Origin of the sequence: Oligosphaera ethanolica, from assembly GCF_030814695.1 — a bacterium.
Lineage (GTDB): Bacteria > Verrucomicrobiota > Lentisphaeria > Oligosphaerales > Oligosphaeraceae > Oligosphaera > Oligosphaera ethanolica.
The window spans coordinates 3,325,266-3,345,409 of record NZ_JAUSVL010000001.1; the positions used below are offsets into that span (position 1 = coordinate 3,325,266).

Consider the following 20,144-nt stretch of genomic DNA (forward strand, 5'->3'; position numbering starts at 1 on the left):
GACCATGAACAACGCACTCAAACAACGACTACAGGAACTCGACAGCATCTACGACAGCGTCGTGTGTATGCCCAAACAGCCGTGTCAGAGCCCCGGCTACCATACGAAGATTGCCGACGGCACGCCTATTCACAGCACTGTCCGCGCGCTGGATTACGCGCTGTTGCTGCTCAAGTCCGGCGATGCCGCCGCGGCCACACGCGCGGCCGACGTGATTCGCGCCGTGCTGGTGCTGCAGGAATGCGATCCCTGCCAGGCGCCATACGGCATCTGGCCGTGGTTTTATGAAGAGCCCCTGCCCAAGATGTCGCCGCCGGATTACAACTGGGCGGATTTCTGCGGCGCGCGTATCGCGGAGATGTTGATCAACCACGCGGCGGCGTTGCCGGCGGAGCTGGTCACGGCCATGCGGGCGGCGTTGTTGCGCGCGGGCATGGCGATCTTCCGTCGCAATGTCGGGCCGGGCTACACGAATATTGCCGTGATGGGCGGCGGCGTCTGCGCCATTGCCGGCGAGATACTGCAGGAGCCCTTCCTGCTGGATTATGGCTGCCGTCGCCTGGAGCATTTCATTGCGTACACCCGCGAGCAGGGCGGTTTCAATGAGTACAACAGCCCGACCTACACCATTGTGGTCGTCGATGAGGCCGAACGCATACTGCGCCTGGCGAAGACGGACGTCGTCCGCGCGCTGGCGCGTGGCATCCACGACATCGCCTGGGAGGCCATCGCGACGCATTTCCATCCGGCGACTGGCCAGTGGGCCGGTCCGCACAGCCGGGCTTACTCCGACACCATCAAGCCCGAGACGGCCTGGCGCATCGCCGCCGCCACCGGCGTTGCCGTCGGCGCGGTCACGCCGGCAGAGGCCGCCGCGCAGCTGGTCGAGATGCCGCTGCCCTGCCCGGAGAAATACCGTGGGTACTTCCAGGATGAAGATCGCCACGACTGCGTGGTGCAGCAGTACTGCCGTCGCGAGCCGGTGTCGCGTTCAACCACGGGCACGACGTGGTTTAACGGCGATGTCTGCCTCGGCAGCGTCAATCACGACAGCATGTGGGTGCAGCGTCGGCCTGTCGTCGCCTATTGGAAGAATGGCTCGGCGACTGCCGTGCTGCGCCTGCGCTTCCTCCATGACGGCAAGGACTTCGCGTCGGCTTTTGTGCGCACTGCCCAGGCCGAGGGGCGACTGCTCAGCGGCGTGACCATGCTCACCGACCAGGGCGATTACCACTGCCATCTTGATCGGCCCGCCAATGGCGTCTTCAGCGCCAGCGATTTTCGCCTGCGCTATGAGCTGCAGGCCGACGGCGCGGCTGTCGAGGAACTCCACGACGAGCGTTTCATCCTCAAGGCCGGGCCGTGGATGGCTGGCGTGCATTGCCACGCCGGGCGCTTCGATGGGCAGGACGTCGTCTGGGAAGCCGGGTGCGAAAATGGCCGCGCCTATGTCGATGCCGTGTGCTATCACGGTCCACAACGGGAGTTCAATTTCCGGCAGCTCGGCGATACGTGGCTGTTTGTCGCCATGGAGCTGCTCCACGCCGGCGAATTTCCGTCGGATCTCGGATTTGACGCACATCCGGAAGAGGCGTCGGCCGTTGCCTGGAGCGCCTGGCAGAACTACGGCCTGAATGTCGCCGTCAGTCGCCAGCCGCTGCCTCTCGGCCAGGCCATCAACACCGGTATTTAGCCCCGCATCTTCAGTAGCCCCACGGCATGCCGTGGGGTTACGAGTCGTGGAGCTGCGAGTTGTGGGTTGTCACGGGTTGATGACTTTGACTTCGAAGCGTTTGAAGGCCATGGTTGCGGGTTCTTGACCGGGAATGGGGATGACGGCTTCGAGGTCGTCTTCGCTGGTATTGACGGCGATGACGGTTTGTTTGCCATTGACGGTTTTTGCCCACCATTCGACGCGGGCGGCTTTTTTGACCTCGACGGTGCCGGCGTGGGTGGTGCCGGGGGCGAGGATCAGCGGTCGAAGATCACGGATGTCCTTGACGACAGCGCAGAGAGCGTCCCATGCGTGGGGCACGTGGGCGACGGTGTAGAACTGCTTTTGGTGTGACGCGTACCACCACCACCACAGGCCATTGACGGACTTGACCACGCCGACGAAGGCGGCGGCGCGCATCCAATCGGCGTCCGGCGCGAATTGCGCGGGATCGACGGGCTGTTTGGCCCGGAAGGCCTTGGTCTGATTCCTGTCGTAGCAATGGATGAGGAGGGTGATGGGCGAGTCGTGGAGGAGGAGTTCGCGGTGGCTGGCGATGGTGTTGACGATTTCCGCGGGTTTGGCGTAGCTCTGGGTCCAGTGGGTGTCCCAGGTGCGCCGGTACTTGTTCATGCCGTTGCCCCAGGTGGTCATCACCACGGGATGATAGGGGTCCAGCTCGCGGACCAAGTCGGCCAGACTGGTCAGCAGCGCCGGCGAGACGTACTGCTTGGCAATTTCCGGCTCGTCGTACAGGTACCAGCAGAACAGGCCGGGATGGTCGGCCAGAGCGCCGACGCGTTTGGCGAGGTGCTCGAAGTTGCCCTGGACCATGCCGTTGCCGCTGCCTACGCCGCGGTCAAAGCCGATGAAAGCCCGCAGGCCATTGGCGGCGCAGGCGTCGAGGTACTCCCGGCAGGCGACGTCGTCTTGGCTGCCCTCCCAGCGGTAGGTGTGGACGACTTCGAAGCCGGCGCCCTTGATCAGCGGCATGTCGTCCGGTAGCACCTCGTAGATGCCCAGGGGGAAGATTTTCTGGCCGTTCTGGTTGTAGTTGCCATCGGCGTCGATGACGACGGCGTCGGGCGGTTTTGGTGCGTGGAGCAGCCAGAGGACTTGGTTGGCGCGGTTACCGCTGGGGTCGGTCGCGGTGGCCTGCATGGTATTCAAGCCGCGCGGCCAGCCGGCGGGCAAGGTCAGGTTGTATTCGAAGCGGTTGTCGCCCAGGGAGCGCGGAGCGCTGACGGTGACGGCTTGGCCGTCGCCGACGGTGGCAGTGAGCTTCGGCGCCTGCGCGCTTTCGTCGCTGACGACGATGGCGACGCTGCTATCCGGTGCGATGACGCGCCAGGCGCGGCCGGTGATGATGGGCGGCAGGCAGTCTTGGCCCACTGGCACGGCGTGGGTGAAGGACCACGGCTGCACATCGGTGCAGCCCTTGGAGGTGACGCGCCAATGCCAGGTGCCGGGCGGCAGGGGGTCGCGCAGCTGCCAGCTGGCGTCGACGCCGAGCTCATAGCGGCGAGTGGCGGCGGTGGCGGGGAAGGCTTCGTCGCGGGACAGTTCGAGGATGTAGGCGCTGACGCCTGCCAGGGGCGACCAGGTGAAGAAAGGCGTGTTGGTGGCCAGGACGATGTCGGGTTCGGGGCTGATTTTGTCCACCGAGATGTCGATTTGGCGCATGCTGAAGTCGTCGAACCAGGCGCGGCCGGCGCCGCGGAGGGCGAGGAAGACGGATGCGAAGCCGGCGTCGTCGGGTGCGCGGAGGCCCTTGCATTGTTTGAGCTGCCAGTCCGTGGTGCCGAAGACATCGCAGGCGTACTGGCCAGCGGCGAGCCACTTGCCGTTGGCGTCAGACCATTCCACGATGAGACCCGCGCCGACGGAGGACATTTTGCCGGGCTTGGCCACGACATTCTCGGTTTTGACGAAGCAGGATGCATCGTAGGCCATGCCGCCGATGATGGGCACTTGTCGCGTGATATAGACCGTTTCGGTCATCGGGTCATTCACGGTCAGACAGGCGGCCTGCTCGCCGGAGTGGACGCTGTCGCGGTCGAGGGCCGCTGTCTTGCCGAACGCCCAGGTGTCCTGGCCGTCTTCGAAGCCGGCGTTGGGAAGCGTCATGGCCGTCACGCGGCGCAGTGGCGTGCGCAAGAAGCGCTGGCGTTTGGTGACGACGTCGGGTGCGAAGTCCTCGACGGCGAGTTCCACGGTGGCGGCGATGGGCTTGGCTTCGTCGCCGACTGGCGTGGACATGATATAGCGGATGTTTTTAAGCGACGTGTGGCGTTTGTCCTGGAGCGTGAAGCCAAAGGGGCCCTCGGTGCGGGTGAAGGTGTAGCGGACGTCGGGCAGGTCAAGGGCCAGCGTGCGGTGTCCGCGATCGGAGAGGACTTCCTCGTCATTGATGCTGATGGACTGGCCATCGCCGCGTAAGAAGATCGCGCCGCTGGCGGTCTTCATGCTTTCGGGGGGGATGTAAATGCCGAATTCGACGGGGCCGGTCGGCTGTGCGAGCATATCGAGGGCAATGCGCAGTGTTTTGTCGGTGAAGGCGAGGGTGAGATTGGCGTCGGCGTGCTGGTCCTGTTTGTGCCAGGTGAAGATATCGCCATCGCGGGTCATGGCGGCATTCTGGAGATTGAAGCGCTGTTGTTTCCAGCCGGGCGTGAAGGCAGCGATGCCGATGCCGCTGATGAGGGGTTTGCCGGCGTAGGACACGGCGATGTTGCCGCCGGCGCCGGTTGTGAGCTGCCAGTTGCCGATGGCGGTGCTGACGTCCTGCGCGGCGAGCAGGCCGGCGCTGAGCAACAAGGGCATGAGCATCTTTTTCAACATGGCGATCCTCCTTGGACTGGACTTGCTGGGTTGAGAGGCGTATTTGGGAAAATGGTCAGGGGTGGCTGGTTTAGCTGCGCAGCCGCTGGTAGAAGCACAGGGCGCAGGATCGGGGCTGGGGCAGTTCGAGGCGCAGACCGGCGGCGAGGTCAGCGCCACGGCGGCGGTCGCTGTGGCCGTCGGTCCACTGCAGCTCGTAGATGGCGTCGGGTGACAGTCCTTGCAGGGCGTAGGACTGTTGCGCGGCGGGGCATTCGGGGCGGCGGAAGGCCATGACCATGCCGCGATCTTCCTCCGGCAGATGGGCCTGGTAGGCGCACCAGTGACTGAGGTCTTCGGGGCGATCGCTGAGCGGGTAGTAGTCACCGTCGCGCAGGATGGGACGGACGCGTTGGGCGATGGCCAGCGCGCGCCGGTGGAAGTCCCAGTTGGTTTCTGGGCCGGGGCGGCGGTTGTCTGTGCCCCAGGGCTTGAGGGATACGCCGGTGGCGAGCATGCTCAAGACGTCGTAGTCGTCATTTTCGGGCAGCCAGCTGCAGCCGGCGTGCTGCGGTAGCCAGTCATTCAGGTAGAAGTTTTCGACTTGCGAGCCTTCGCGGCGATGATCGGGGTAGCACTGCAGGTCGCTTTGCCAGAGTGGTATACTGCGTGAGAGCAGCTCGAAGTCGAGGCGGCGGCCGCCTGAGGCGCAATTGTCGATGAGCATGTCGGGGTAGGTTTCGCGGAGGGCATCCCACAGGCGGTAGAGGCCGTCGATGTGCTTCATTTCGGCGACGCCGACGCGGTCGGGTGCGTCCATTTGCGCCCAGTAGGGCAGGGTGTTGAAATTGAAATCCTGGCGGTAGTAGTCGATGCCCTCCTCGTCAATGAAGTCTTTAAGGGTATTGAGGAGCCATTGCCAGGCGTCAGGGGCGCCGAGATTGAAGAGCAGATCGTCGTTTTTGCCGACGAGCCACTCGGGGTGTTCGCGGAGGATTGCGGCCTGTGATTTGCGGTGGACGCGTTCGGGTTCAAACCAGGCCAGGAATTTCATGCCGGCGGCGCGGGCGGCGTCGCTGACGGGTCGCAGGCCCTGCGGGTGCGGGCTGCGGTTGATGCGCCAGTTGCCGACGCGGATGGGCCAGTCGCTGGGGCCGTCGAGGTGGGTTTCGAAGTGATGGGGGCATTTGCCGTCGAAGCCGCTCCAGCCAGCGTCGATCCAGAAGACATCGTAGGGCAGTTGTTGTTCGCGGATGACGCGGATGCGGTCGAGCATATTGGTGGACTGCATGCCGCCCCAGGTCACGAAGGAAATTGGTGCGGTCAGCAGCTCGCCGCGCGAGTCCCGTGGCGAATGGACTGCGAGCATGTGCCGACGGAAGACGTTTTGGGCGGCGCGGATGCCGATGCCATCGCGGAACTGCAGGCAGAACGACGGCTGCCGCAGGCGTTCGCCAGGGAGCACCCGGAAATGCGTGTTGAGCATGGACACGGCGATGCGGCCGGTCTGGCCGTCATTCCGGAACTGCGCTTTCCAGGCGCCGCTCCAGCCCACGGCGACATTGACGCCGTGCAGGTCGTCGTAGTCCACCCCGAAGTAGGGCATGAAGGTGCTGGAAGAGCGCCCCTCGACGGCGCGCAGTTCGAGGTCGCGGCTGCCAGGGTGATTCCACAGATCGGCATGCATGGCGACGAAGTCGCGGAAGGCGCAGTCCGATCCGAGGTTGTAACGCACGCCGAGGTGTGAGCTGAGCAGTCGCTGTTCGCGCTCCATGCAGAGCAAGGGCAGGCGGTAATCCAGCATGAACAGGTCTTCGACGATGTCGCAGGGGCGATCGCCGACGCCGTGCAGGACGGGCGTATATTCGATCACCGGCCGGTCGTGGAATATCCGCACGGACAGATGCAGCTCCAGCACGCCCGGGTCGACGTCGTAGGTGACGTCCAGGCGCCGGACGCCGGCGGTGGCGGTGGTTGCGTCGTTGGTGTGGACCGTCCGTGGCAGGGTCGTCGAGTCCAGGTCGCGGCCGCCATAGCGCAGTGAGAAAAGCCGCCGGGGTAGAAACGCGGTGGCGCTGCCGTCGCCGTCGCCCCACAGACAATCGGCAACGAGGTCCTGGTAACGAGTCATGGTTGCTGCTGCTCCTTCACGTCGTGCGGCACATGGTTTGGACAGGGTGGCTAAGCGCAGGCTACAAAGCTATTGCCTGCCGCCGGAAGATCAAGCGCTGGCAAGGCGGGCGCGTGAACGAATGGGGGACCGGGGATCGGTCTGATCTTTTGTCTTTATCGCGGACGGATTGGACGGATCGGACGGATCGGACGGATCGGACGGATCGGACGGATCGGACGGATCGGGTTAGGGCGGACACATAGGTCCGCCCCTACGCGGACGGATCGGACGGATCGGACGGATCGGGTTAGGGCGGACACATAGGTCCGCCCCTACGCAGACGGATCGGTCTAATGCTCTTCACATAGCATGCGGCAATGACCGGGCACGCGGTGATGGCCGGCGAGGAGTGGATTGGTAACCATGTGCAAGATCATTCGCCGAGGTTTTCAGCGCCGAAGGTGCGACCTAAGATAGCCCAGGGCAAGCGCCCGCAGGGCGCGCCGCCCTGGGTAAGGTGCCCCAACACAAAAGAGCCCTGAAAGGGCGACCTAAAAGACCTGCGACGATAGACAGCAGTGCAAAATACAGCGGCAGTCAATGAGTTCCATTGCCTCTTTGGCTCCGGTCAGCTTTGCCGACCGGGGCCAAAGAGGCTGAGGAACACGACCTTGGTTGGCGCTTTACCCAGGGCGGCGCGCGCTTTCAGCGCTGCTTGCCCTGGGCTGCTATGTTTCGCGCTTTCAGCGCTTTTGGCCGCTTCGCGGCGATAAAATGCCGGGGAGACATAGGATGTTGAGTTGAAATAACAAACGCTAGAGAAATCGTTAAGTTAAGAGCATTGGCCGTATCTGCCTGATCGGTCTGATCTTCAGTCTTTTGCGCGGGTGGTTCAGGCGAGGGTGGTCAGGAGTGGGGTATTCAGGCGAGGGTTTTGCCGTCGATGGTGCCGATAGCGACTTCGAATTCGCCTTTGCGGGCGATGCGGTCGGCGCGGCCGTCCTTGATCCAGACCACGGTGTCGGAGGCGCTGAGCATTTTCATATCGTGGGTGGCGGTGATGACAGTGATGCCGAGTTGTTTTTTCATATCGGCGAGGAGCTGGATGATTTCTTCGCCGGTATGGAGGTCGAGGTTGCCGGTGGGTTCGTCGGCGAGGACGATGCCTGGCCGGTTGACCAGTGCGCGGGCGATGGCGATACGCTGCTGCTGGCCGCCGGAGACTTGCGCGGGCAGGTGGGTGAGGCGGTGGCCGAGGCCGACCAGGTCGAGTATTTCGGCGGCGGCGGCGCGGGCTTTCGCGGGGGATTCGCCGGCGAAGATGCGCGGGAGGGCGACATTTTCGACGGCGGTCATGGTTTGGATCAGATTAAAGGACTGGAAGATGTAGCCCATTTTATGGCAGCGAATCCACGCGAGCTGTTTTTGGTTGAGTTCCTGGAGATTGCAGCCATCGACGCTGACGCTGCCGGCGCTGGGGCGGTCAAGGCCGCCGACCATGTTGAAGAAGGTCGATTTGCCGGAGCCGGAGGGGCCGAGGATGGACAGGTATTCGCCGCGGCGGACATCGAGGCTGATGCCGCGGAGGGCGTGGACCTGTTCGGCGCCGAGCTGGTAGACCTTGGTGACGTCGTGGGTCGTGATGATGATGTCGTCGGCTGGTTTCATTCTTCGACCCTCATCGCATCGACGGGTTGTTTACGGGCGGCGATGTACGCCGGGAGAATGGCGGCCATGACGGACAGGAGCGTGCCGGTGATCAGGGACGTGGTCAACGAGCGCACGATGCTGAGCACGGGCAGGTTGGCGGCGATATAGCCGTGGTAGTTGGTCGTGGCGACGCCGATGGCGACGGCCAGGCCGATCAAGCAGCCCAGGACGGTCCCCGCGACGCCTTGCACGGACGACTCGATGAAGTAGGAGCGGACGATGAAGCCGTCCAGCGCGCCGAGGCATTTGAGGGTGCCGATTTCCTTGATGCGTTCGGTGACGCTCATAAGCATGGAGTTGATGATGCCCACCAGACAGGCCAGCAGGGACAGCACGATGAGCAGCACCATCATGCGGTCGGGCGCGTCGCCGGCATAGATGTCCACGCCGGCTTGTTGCAGGAGGACGTTCAGGACGGCGTCGTCGGCGCGAACCAGCGCGCGGACGATGTCGTTCATCACTTGCATGTAGGTGAGGAAGGCAATGGCCAGGACCACGCCGGACATGGTGATCAGCGAACGGAAGAAGCGGCGCCGGATGCCCGCCCAGCTGACCTGGAAAGAGACTGCCCAGCTCACCTGGCGTTGTTCGGGGATGACGGTGTTGGTCATGGTTTGTTCTGCGTTCATGGCTGCTGCTGCCGGTGGGCCCGGCAGGGGGCGTTGCGGGGTCAGTTGCGGTTGAGGTCGATGCCCAGGCGTTTCTGCATGATCAGCGACAGGACCATCGCCAGGGCGACGATGAAGAATTCACCGACGATGAGGCCGACGAAGAGACAGCGGACGCTGCGGTAGCCGTCCTTGTTCGAGTAGCGGGTGACGAGGGCTTTGGCCAGCCAGCCAAGGAGGACGGAAAACCAGTAGGTGCGCATGATGGGATTGACCAGCATGATCAGGCCGATGGGGTGGGGCAGCCAGAAGCGTGTCTGGCGGAAGTAGAGCAGGGCGGCCATGAGCGACGCACCGAAGAGCAACCAGAGGCGGCCGGCCCAAGTCGCGGTCGGCGGCACTTTGGAGATGTCGCCGATGCGGGTGAAGAGGCCCTTGGGGAACATGGTGAAGAACCAGTTGTGCATGGCGTCGGCGCCGGTGTCGTAGGACATCATCAAGGCGACGGTAATGGCCGTTACGGCGGCGATGGCGATGGCGATGACGATGGCGATGTGGTAGCGGACGCGGGACATCTTGAGGTCGTCACGGATTTTTAGGGCGTTGGCCATAGCCGGGGCGATGAAGGCCTTGATGTCGAGGAAAAGTACCGCGTAGTAGACCATGAGCGGCGCGAAGAGCGGCGGCGCGGTGACGCCGTGGTCGAAGCCCCAGATATGGCGGATGAGGTGGAAGGGGCTGACCCACGCCTGGAAGCCCATGATGCCGCCTTCGGCGACTGCGCGAATCAGGCCGATGGTGATGACCATGATGATCACATAGCCGAAAAGCGCATAGAAGAGATGGACGCCCATCACCCGCCACAGCAAAAACACCAGCAGCATGGACCCGCCGAGAAACAGCGCCGAGGAAATGCGCAGCTCGCGGCGCTCGTCGGCGCTGACATTTTCCAGCTTGTCGGGCTGCAGCGCGCACAGCAGCATGTGCCGGCATTTCCACAGCACCAGCGAGGCGAAGACCAGCAGGGCGCCACCGCCGATGGCAAAGCGGAAGTTGAGGGTGTACCACCATTCGCCAGGGAAGGAATTTTCGTTTTGGCCGAAGCCGAAGGCGACCAGGATGAGCAGCAGCGCCATGTAGAAGATATGGAAGAACCAGAGTGAGAAGGACACTTTCTGGGGGATGAGGAAGGCGATGCCGATGACGGTGAAGAAGATGCTTGAGCGGGCGCCGTAGAGCAGTCCTTTGAACATGCTGTTGCGGATGAATGGCGTCCAGGCCTTTTCGAGGTCCAGCGCGGTCAGGCCGGGCAGCCATTCGGTGCGGCAGAGGAGGTTCCAGCCCATGACGCCGGCGGCGATGGTGAAGCCGGCCCAGAACAGGCCGCTTTTGAAGAGCGGGGGGATGATCGTGCGTTGCTGGTCGGCGTCGCCGAGCTGGCTGTCAAAACCGGCGAGGAATTCGGGCAGTTCGGCCAGCGGGAAGATGAGTTTTTCGTGATAGGCCCACTGGCGGAAGATCAGCACATTGAAGCTCAGCAGAATCATGTAGCTCAGGGCGACGACGACGCCCCACCAGGCGAGCGGCCGCAGCCAGTGATGCCAGGGCAGATCGCCGAGAAAATAGCGGTGGAGGGACGCGTCGAAATCGCTGAAGGCGGCGAGGACGCCGTCGAGCTGGTCGCCGCTGATGGCTGGTGCCTGCGCGGGCCAGCGGTCGGCGAGGCCGCGCAGCTCGCCGGCGGAACTGGCGACGAGATTACAGAGGGTGATTTCCTGGCGCAGGCGTTCTTGTTCGCGGCTGTTGGCGAGACGCTCCTGGTCCTTGTTGGCGCGTTGTTTGCGGAGGCGGTCGATGTCGGCTTCCATGCGTCGGACATCGTCCATGGCGGCGACGCGTTTGCGTTGGTTGAGCTCGATGAGTTCTTCGTCGATATGATGCATGGTGGTGGCCAGTTCCTGGTCGATGGCGACGAGGGTGGCGAGTTGTTGCTGGAGGCCGCTGTCGTCGGCGACGGGATCGAGTTCGGCGGCGGCCACGCGGAGGGCGCCGGGCGGGTCCAGGTGGTCGGGGGCTTTTCGGGCGAGTCTGGCGGCCAGCAGGCCGTGGTTGAGGCGGGCCAGCCGGCGGAAGTAGCTGGCCGGGTCGTCCTTGAGGGTGTAGAGGGCGCCGGGGTAGGCGCGTTTGCCTTTGGGGAGGCCGCGGCGGAAGACATCGACCTTGGCGAAGGCCTTTTCGCGGTGTTCCTGGAGGGCCTGGCGCAACGCGTCGGCGTCCTGTTCGGCTTGGGCGATCCGGTCCTGGAGCTGATTGACGGCGCTGGCGTCGGGTGCGTCCTTGGCATATTCGGCGGTGAGCAGATCGCGGTCGCGGGCGACGGCGGCGAGTTTTTCGGCGTATTGTTGAGCGAGGGCCTGTCCGCCGGGTTCAGAGATGAAGAAGTTCTCGTTGAGGTATGGCTCGACGTAGCGGTTCCATTCGGTTTGGTCGGTGTTCCAGTGTCGATTGAAGACGGCGCTGATGATGGGCACGAGTTGTGCGGTGAGGCCGAAGGTGGCGATGCCGGAGGCGACGGAGCACATGGCGAAGACCAGTAGCAGTTCGGACAGCGCCAGCGGCTTGATGAAGCGGCAGAGCCGCAGCAGCGGGTTGATGACCACGGTGAGGGCGATGAGCAGCACGAAGGGAAAGAGCGGTACTTGGTTAGGCGCCGCTAGCATGTAGTGCCGGTTGTCCAGCACGACGGTCAGCGCGGCGAAGAGCGCCGTGAAGACCGTGCCGATGAGGATGGACCGTATGGTGATGTTTTTCATGGATGCCCGGCTGCGCCTAGAAAATCAGTGGCGCCATCATTTTGTTGAGGATGGTAAAGGCGACGGAGACCATGCCGATCAGGCCCATGCCGCAGGAAAAGCCCGCCAGTAGAATGGGCGTGTATTTCATCCATTGGTCGCCATAACGCCGGCGGAAGTAGAAGCGGCCGACCAGGGCGCCGATGAGTTCGAGGGCGACGCCAGACGGCGTCGACTGGCCGAGACCGCGGACCATGCCGAAGACGAGGAGCGTGGGCAGGCCCAGGCAGGACAGGACCGTGAAGGAAACGACGCCGGCGCCCAAGCCGGTGAGGACGTATTTGAGGCGTAGCGCCTCCATGAACATGGATCCGCCTTCCATGGTCGAGCTGTAGGTCAGGCAGAGGTTTTTGGCGTTGAGGTCCCACATTTTCTGCGCGTAGGGGTAGGCGGCCGAGGGCACGTCGGCCATCTTCCAGAGCAGCTGGGAGAAGACAATGGAGGCGATGATGATGATGGGCACGGTCACCAGCTGCGTCTTGATCTGGCTGACGATCTTGGTGCCGGTGAGCTCCAGCACGCGGAAGTTCACCGTCGCCACGCCGTAGTTGGGGATGGGCACCGGTGCAAACCAAATCTTCACGCCCTTGTAGCCGCTGAGGATGTAGGTGGCTTCCTTGATGTAGGGGATGCTCAGCGCCTGGCCGCAGAGCCCTTCGAGCTTCGCCGTCGCATAGGACAGCAGCGGCGTCAGCACCAGCGCGTAAGCGACGAAGAAATGCCAGGGGAAGCCCTCGATCAGCCAGCAGGACAGGCCGATCCAGAAGGCGTTGCTGAAGGCGTAGATGCCCAGAGCAATGAAGATGGAGAAGTCGCCGCGCCGCGGGTCGTTGATGAAGAGGCGCTTCCAGGCAGACTCGGGGCGTTCGCCGGGCAGGCTGCCGCTTTGCATGAGGTTGCCGCGGCGGATGCGCCAGGAACGGATCGCCGGGGTGAAGATTTTGGCGACACTCACGGTGGTGATGGCCAGGGTCAGGCCCAGCGAGAATGACAGGTAGAAGTCGACGTTATTGCTGTAGAGGGTGTTGATTACGTCCATTTGCGGGTCCCAGTGCGAGAGCACGCCGCGGTGGTACAGGACGGGATTGAGGAAGAGGGTGAAGACGACGCCGAAGGCGCCGCCGATTACGGCCCAGAAAGGCAGGACCATGCCCTGGAAAAACCACAGGAGGTTGAAACTGATGTTCATCGGCGCCGCCGGCAGAAATTTGGACACGGCGGGCGTGAAGTCCACCCAGGGAATGGGCAGGGGCTGGATGGGCTTGTCCAGGAGGGCGCCGCTGATGGCCGGGATGGCGATGTAGAAGACACCGAAGCTCAGGCCGAGGATGGACCCGAGGGAGAAACATCGCCAGCGCCAGCGTTCGCTGTTCACCTTGGTTTCGGCCAGCGCGGTGATACCGGCGGCGGCGACAGGCGCCATGGGGAAGGGCAGTTCTTCGACGTCGTTGGTGATGCGGTAGAGGACATAGCCGAAGCCATACTGGTCCAAGCGGCTGACCAGCAGACCGACGATGATCAGCATGATGGGCCCGAGCCAAGCCTTGGTGAAGAAGGTGTGGCCCTGCGCGCGGATGACGTCAGCCGACGGCGCCCACCAGGCGGGTATTTCCTGGGCGACGCCCATGGCGTTGGCGTAATCGGATTGGACGAGGTACTGGTTCCAGAGCAGGCCCTGGAAGGGCGAGGCCATGGCGAGGCCGGCCATGTAGTAGAAGATGTAAATCTCCTGCATCTTGAGCTCTTTGAAGGAGCGCCTGGCGACTTCGGCGAAGAGGATGATGGTCACCCAGCGGGCAGCGCTGTCCATATTGGCTTCCGGGCCAACGACGAGGGACAGGTACATGCTGCCGGGCATGATGAGCATGCCGAGGAAGACGGCGCCGATGACGGTCTTCCAGGTGAAGCCGTCCTCAAAGTGCTCCGGTGGCTCCATCAGCCGCCGGTACTGTTCGAGTTCCTTGTCCTGGGTGTGTCTGGCCATGGTCGTCAGTCGCCTGCCGGGGTGGGTGGGTTGTCGTGGTTGTTGGTATGGGTGGTCGCGGTCGGCGGTGCGTCGGGGTAGAGCGTGCGGCCGCGGCGGCAGAAGTCCTGGTGTTCAGCGGGGCTGAGATTGCGCCAATGGAGGAGGTAGCTGCGCATTTTCTCCAAAAATTGCATATTGGTGGCGGCCCAGTTGCTGTCTTGGCCGGAGAGCCTGGTGTTGGTCATGGTGAGGCGGTATGCCTGAACGCGGTCGTCGTAGGCGGTGGTGAAGAGCAGGTCCTGGGTGACGCCGAGGTCGAAGGGGGCGAGGGCGACCTGGTAGCGCAGAGTTAGGCGGGGGCGGCCGGCGTTGTCGAGGTCGATGCTGGCGTCTTCGCGGTGGGCGATGAGATCGCCGAAGGACGCTTCGGTGAAACGGCTGAAGTAGCTTTCGAGGTAGCCGTTGATGCCGTAGATGAGATTGGGCTGGTAGATGAAGGGGAAGACGACGGGCATGACGCGGCCGTCATGACGTGGCAGAGACCACTTGCGCTTGCCCGACGGCACCGCCGCGCGGGTGGCGACCATGGAGGGATAGAGGGTCGACAACAGCACGATGACGATGGTGAAGAGGATCACATAGACCACGCTCAGGGACGAGAAATTGAGGTTGATGTCCTGGATGAGGCCGGTGCGGGTGAGGACGATGCTGGCCAGCTGGCCGATGAGATAGCCGCCGACCGAGCCGATGACGCTGTACACGAAGGCCTCGGCCAGGAAGAACATGCCGATGTGCGTGGGGTTGAGGCCGACGGCGTTGTAGATGGCGATTTCGGCCTTGCGCTCGAAGACCGATCCGAGCATGGTGTTGAGGATGATGGTGCTGGAGATGAGCAGCGGGATGATCAGGAAGGCCAGGCCGCCGATGGACGTACGGTAGCCCTCGCCGATGAAGTAGACGCCGGCGGCGGTGCCGCGCTTGGCGTCTTCACCCAGCTGGAAAGGCTCGCGGCTGCTGATGGTGAATTTGCTGGCGTTGGTGATGGTCAGCAGCTCGTCGACGACGGGCCAGATCGGCTGGCCGTCGTGCAGTTTGGCGGAGATGCTGTAGGGCTGGCCGCCCAGGCGCTGGCAGCGGCCTTCGGGCATGATCAGCAGCGCCGAGAGATCGACGTAGAAGACGCCGCTGTCGGCGGCATCGCCGCTCTGTGCTGCCATGGCGCTGAGGTCCTGCTCGCCGGCGCTTTGCTGAACGAGGGCCTTGATGGGCAGGATGGGCCGCTGGTTGATATCCTTGAGCTGCAGGAACGCCTGGTCGTCGAGAATGCCGGCCACGCGATAGGCGTCGCCTTCGTAGAGAATGCTGTGCTGGGCGAAATTCGTGTCGTCGATGCCGAGGGCCTTTGCCAGTGCTTCCGGCACGATGACTTCGTGGACGTTGCCGTCCTGGAAGAAGCGGCCGGCGCGCAGGGGCAGGGGGCCGAGGAAGCCGTCTTCAGCCAGCGGCAGGCCGAGGATGGCATCGAGCGTGGCGTTGCTGAGGCCGGCCGAGGGGGCGGTGGCGTCGCCGGCATCGCTGGCGTTGGCGTGTCGTTGCACATCGATGCGGAAGGGGACGACGCCGTCGGCGACTTTGGTGGGCATCAGCCAGCGGCGGACGGCGAGGTCGGCGCGGCTGCTGAGGATTTCGCGGAGACTGCGGAGGGTCGCTTCGTCCATGCGGCTGTTGCCGGGCCAGTGGATCATCAGGCCGGTGTAGGGTGCCTGGCGGGCTCGGCTGATGATGGTCGGGCTGAGTTTTTTGGATATGCTGGTGAAGGCGAGCATGGTGAAGGTGACCAGGACGATGGTGGCGGTGGTCAGGGCGGTGCGGATGCGCCGGCGCTTCATGTTGTTCACGCCGATGAGCATGGCGGATTGCCCGACGGTGGAGAAACCGGCATCGCCAGTGTCAAAACCCGCGCCCGTGCGGAACAGCAGCTGCATCTCGCCCTCAAAACGACCGTGGAGGATTTTGATGACGAAGGCGCCGAGGCCGCCCATGACGAAGGCGATGAAGATCGCCTCCGGTGCCTGCGCGACCCGGAAGGCCGGGTGGATATTGCGGAAGACCAGGAAGGTCAGCACGAAGAGCGCGCAGAAAGCGGCCATTTCCTGCTCGATTTTCTTGCAGCGGAAGAGCAACTTTTCCGCAAAAAAGCAGAAGGGCAGCATTAGGGCGAGGTAGAAAACGACGGCCTTGAGCATGTCGTTGGTGACTGCCGTCATGCGTTTGTAGGCCTTGAGGTGGGCGCCGACGGCCTCGTGCAAATGGCGCAGATAGGCTGGGGAATCCGCTGCCTGCTGCGCATCGTCGGCTTTAACGAGCGCGCTGTCGCCGCGTTCGAGGAAAATGCGGGCGAGCTCGTCGGAGGTGCCGCGGAGTTTTTTCATGCGGTCGTGATTGAGCACGGACATATCCTTGGCGGCGCGGGCGAAGAAGTCCGGTCCGATTTCGTCAGGATGGCCGAAGCCGACGCCGTCGGGGTGTTTGGCGCTGGCATTGACGGCGAGGACGCGCTCGGCGGTGAGCAGTTTCAGCGTCTCGCCCTCTTCCATGAAGACCGCCGCCGAACCGCCGCTGCGGTTGAAGGTCTTGCGCGTGTAGGGCGACGAAATGCCGCTTAGGCCAAATTTCTTGGGCGTGGTATTGAGGCGGCCATTGAGGACGAGGAAGTTCGCTTCGGTGATGGGGCCGACCGCTATGGCCGCCGGGTTATCGCGGGTGTGAATGGGGAATTCGTGGCAGGCAAAGAGCGCGAGCGTCTTGTCGAGGGTATTGCGGTATATCCCTGACGACATTTTGTTTTCGGCGTCGCCGGCGTCGATGACGTGGTTGATGGTGATGAAGTCGTCGTCAAAGGCGAAGGCGTTGGTGTTGAGGGACTGCGCGGTGACGCCGTAGAGGACGGCGACGGCGCGTTCGTCGGTGAGGGCCAGATATCCGGTGAAGACATCGCCGGAGCGCAGGAGGCGGTCGCCATCTTGCGGGTCGTGCATAAGCAATATGCTGCCCGGCACTGGCAGCTGCGGCAGCACGGACGCGGAAAAGTCGTCGTACTTGAAGGACTTGACCTGCACGCCCCAGATGGGCTGCCAAGCGCGGGACTGATTGGTGGGCGTCTGCAGCAGCGACGGGTCGGTTAGCGCCGGGTCGCTGAAGAGCCGTGCGCAGAAGGCGCCGAGGAATTGCGCGGCGTCAATCCGCAGCTGCGGGTCGATGGCTTCCGGCCGGTCGGCGGTGGTAAACAGCCGGTTGTAGGAGCTGAAGACGTTGCGGACGGCGAAGGCCGGCGTGGGGCCCGCTGCCTGGAAGACGCTGACGGTCTCCGAGCTGCGCGGGAAGTAGTGGCTTTCGGGCAGGCCGCCCTGGCGGGTCATGCCGTCAACGAAAGTCATGCCGGTGGCGGCGTTGCCTGCGTCGGCGATTTCGTCGGCGATGGCGGTGGCGTGGACGCCGAAGGGCTGTTGCCAGCGGCCGGCGCAGGTCGGATCATTGGCGGACAGGCCAAGCAGGCGATTTTGCCAGCTCAGCTCCAGATTCAGGACCAGCTTGACGCTGCGCATGCCCAGGGTGCTGCGCACGGCGTTGTTGGCCGTGACCCGCGCCATTTCCTGGCGATTGAGCTCGGACCACGACCGGCGCGTGTCGACGATCTCGCGGACATAGCTGCGGAGGATGCCGACCTCCACGTCGTCGAGCTCGCTCAGCTTGGTGCGGATGCCGGCTTTGTTGAAGAGGGTGAGGACATTGACGTAGTGCTGACGCTGCGCGTCGAGCTCCCGGCTGCGCTGGCGGGCTTCCTCTGCCGGGATGCTTTTATCCCGGGTGAGTCTGAGGAGCTGTCCTTTGAGGAGATTGACTTCGCGGCGGGCGAGGTCAACGATGGGCTCTTTGACGCTGATGTTCTTGCCGGTGGTGGAGTCGACCAGGTCGCGCAGCTGGATGAGGAAGGCTTCGTCTTCGGCGCTGGGTGGATCGAGGGACAAGCGCTGGTAGTGGCCGAGGAACATCTCCTCATTGCGCAGGCTTTGGTTGACGCTGTCCAGCAGCTGCTCGACTTTGCTGCGCGGCGTCAGCAGATTCCAGGCGAGGATACGCTCGCCGAGGACATTGCGGGTGTGGGCATTCACCACGCAGAAGAGGACGCTGCGCGCCGGCGGCGCCGCCCGAAATCGCTGATAGAGCTCCAGGAGGAGGCGGAGATTGGCCTGCGTCTGGCCGCCGCCGCAGAGTTCGGGCACGATGGCGTTGCTGTCCATGGCCGCGCAGAGGACGATGACGTCGTTGCTTAGCTGCGGATCGGCGCCAGGCACAAGCGCCCAGAGATTGCGCAGCTCGCGATTCGTCCAGCGCGATGGCGCGGCCTGCACCGTCGCGGATAGCGACGGCGTGGCCGTGAAGGCGCCGCGAAGCTGTGCGGCGGCGTTCGCCGCGAGGTAATAGCGTGGGATGGCGACCTCGCCGCCGGTCATTTTGTCCACGGCGTCCTGGTAGTCGTTGGCGCCGTCTTCGAGGAAGATGAAGCCGAGTACGCCGAAACGGAGGAGGCGCCGCCAGGCGTCGCCGCAACTGAAATCGAGGACGGCGATGGCGCCGGCAAGCGGCGTGCCGGCGATGCGCGCCAGCGCGGCGCCGTCGCCGGAGCCCACATAGACTAGCGGCGCCGAGAAGTCCGCCGCGGCAAAATTGCCCGGGCGGACGACGCCGGGCTGCATGGCGTAGAGGCGCATGGCGGCACTGCCGGCCACCGTCAAGGTGGCCACGCCGGGCTCAAAACAGGGCGCCACAAAGCGCATGTCGCCGTGCTCAGTGCCGCCTTCGCGGAAGAATGTGGCGACGGCCTCTTCGCAGGCGAGATTGGCCGGCGACCCCGGCGCGCCCATGGGCAGTTCGGGCAGGGCGGCGGTGGCGGCGCTGGCGATGATCAGCAGCAGCCACAGCATGAGCCGCGCGCCTATGCGGGGGCGTTGCCGGCCGGTGCCTGCTGGGTTGTGATGTAGCGTGGGCATTCCTGATCCTTGCCGTTGGCGGCGTATGTGCATGCCGGCGCGCGCGTTAGCGCACACCGATGACGATGATATTCCTCTGCGTGAGCGATTTGAGAAAGTCCGCGATGCACAGCTCGGCTTCGCGGCGGTTGCTGCGGTACTGGCTGGCGAAGGCGTCGACGATGTCGGCGACGCAGCGCCGGCCGTCAATCTGCTTGATGACGAAAGCGCCGATGCTGTCCAGGCGGACTTTGCGCGTGCCGGCTGCGGTCTGGAAGAAGCCGAGGAAGCCGCGGCGTGGCGGCACGGGCACCTGCACGAGTACGTGGCCGTCGTCGTCTTCGCGGTAGGTCACGCCCGGCGTGATGGCGGGTATGCTGCGCAGTGCGTCCCGTCGGCTGACGGGCGCTGCGGGCTGGCTCTGTCGGCTGTCGTCATGTCGCGGCATGGCCGTGGTTTTACTCCGGTTAAAGTGCGTGGCCGTCGATGTGGCCGATGCGGATATCGAGGTCTTCGCGGCGTTCGAGGCGGTCGGCCCGGCCATCGCGAATCCACAGGATGCGGTCTGAGGCGTCGAGCATCTTCATGTCGTGGGTGGCGGCAATGACGGTGACGCCGTCCTTGTCCCGCAGCTGCCGGAGCAGCGAAATCATCTCGCGGCCGGTATCGACGTCGAGATTGGCGGTCGGTTCGTCGGCCAGGATGATCACGGGGTCGTTGGCAATGGCCCGTGCCACCGCCACGCGCTGCTGTTGGCCGCCGGAGAGCTCGTAGGGCCGGTGGAAGAGTCGCTCGCCAAGGCCGACTTTGTGCAGGATGCCGGCGGCCTTCTCCCGCGCGTCGTCCGCGCTCAGGCCGGCGAAAATCATCGGCAGTGACACATTTTCCAGTGCGGTGAGCACCGGCAGGATGTTGTAGGACTGGAAGATGTAGCCGATTTTGTGGCAGCGCATCCAGGCTAGTTCATAGGAGTCGAGCTGCGCCAGGTCGATCTCGTCCATGAAGACCATGCCTTCCGTGGGCGAGTCGATGCCGCCAATCATGTTGAACAGCGTGCTCTTGCCCGAGCCAGACGGGCCCATGATCGACAGATATTCGCCGCGGAAGATGTCCAGCGATATGCCGTCCAGCGCCTTGGTCACGGCTTCGCCGCTGCCATAATAGCGCTTGACGTCCAGTACGCGGACGACAATATCTGCGAGAGTGTCGGACTGCTCAGCCATGGCGGACCTTTATGCGCAATGTGCGACTCGGCAATGCAGCAGACGACGCCCACCGCGCCGCCGCCGCCAAAGTCAGCAATATAACGGCCTGCAACCGCCTTTCTTGGC

10 protein-coding genes are annotated in these 20,144 nt (G+C 63.9%); 1 reads left to right on the forward strand and 9 read right to left on the reverse strand.

Annotated elements, in window-relative coordinates:
• Positions 1 to 4 precede the first annotated feature (4 nt).
• Positions 5 to 1,693, forward strand: a complete 1,689-nt coding sequence (locus tag J3R75_RS11490; protein ID WP_307261674.1) for a DUF8769 domain-containing protein — start codon at positions 5 to 7, stop codon at positions 1,691 to 1,693.
• Between the two features lie 69 nt (positions 1,694 to 1,762).
• On the opposite strand, the gene J3R75_RS11495 is transcribed toward J3R75_RS11490, so the two are convergent.
• The 9 genes from J3R75_RS11495 to J3R75_RS11535 form a co-directional block, all read right to left on the reverse strand.
• The gene (locus tag J3R75_RS11495; protein WP_307261675.1) at positions 1,763 to 4,555 is read right to left on the reverse strand and encodes a hypothetical protein; all 2,793 of its coding nucleotides are present in this window, start codon (positions 4,553 to 4,555) and stop codon (positions 1,763 to 1,765) included.
• A gap of 70 nt (positions 4,556 to 4,625) precedes the next feature.
• On the reverse strand, positions 4,626 to 6,665 hold the full coding sequence (locus tag J3R75_RS11500; protein ID WP_307261677.1) for an alpha-galactosidase: 2,040 nt from the start codon (positions 6,663 to 6,665) through the stop codon (positions 4,626 to 4,628).
• A 903-nt stretch (positions 6,666 to 7,568) separates the two neighbouring features.
• Complete coding sequence (locus J3R75_RS11505) at positions 7,569 to 8,315, reverse strand: ABC transporter ATP-binding protein (protein WP_307261679.1); 747 nt, start codon at positions 8,313 to 8,315, stop codon at positions 7,569 to 7,571.
• On the reverse strand, positions 8,312 to 8,986 hold the full coding sequence (locus J3R75_RS11510; RefSeq protein WP_307261681.1) for an ABC transporter permease: 675 nt from the start codon (positions 8,984 to 8,986) through the stop codon (positions 8,312 to 8,314). Before J3R75_RS11510 ends, J3R75_RS11505 begins: the two co-directional genes overlap by 4 nt.
• A gap of 41 nt (positions 8,987 to 9,027) precedes the next feature.
• Positions 9,028 to 11,778 (reverse strand): DUF6785 family protein, encoded by a 2,751-nt coding sequence (locus tag J3R75_RS11515; protein WP_307261684.1) that lies wholly within the window; start codon positions 11,776 to 11,778, stop codon positions 9,028 to 9,030.
• Positions 11,779 to 11,794: 16 nt separating this feature from the next.
• Positions 11,795 to 13,801 carry an OPT/YSL family transporter gene (locus J3R75_RS11520; protein WP_307261686.1) on the reverse strand — a complete coding sequence of 669 codons (2,007 nt, stop codon included), beginning with the start codon at positions 13,799 to 13,801 and terminating at the stop codon, positions 11,795 to 11,797.
• A gap of 5 nt (positions 13,802 to 13,806) precedes the next feature.
• Entirely contained in the window at positions 13,807 to 18,834 is a 5,028-nt protein-coding gene (locus tag J3R75_RS11525) for an ABC transporter permease (protein WP_307261688.1), read from the reverse strand.
• A gap of 46 nt (positions 18,835 to 18,880) precedes the next feature.
• Positions 18,881 to 19,261, reverse strand: a complete 381-nt coding sequence (locus J3R75_RS11530; RefSeq protein ID WP_307261689.1) for a PqqD family protein — start codon at positions 19,259 to 19,261, stop codon at positions 18,881 to 18,883.
• A 19-nt stretch (positions 19,262 to 19,280) separates the two neighbouring features.
• Positions 19,281 to 20,036 (reverse strand): ABC transporter ATP-binding protein, encoded by a 756-nt coding sequence (locus J3R75_RS11535; protein ID WP_307261691.1) that lies wholly within the window; start codon positions 20,034 to 20,036, stop codon positions 19,281 to 19,283.
• Between the last annotated feature and the right edge of the window lie 108 nt (positions 20,037 to 20,144).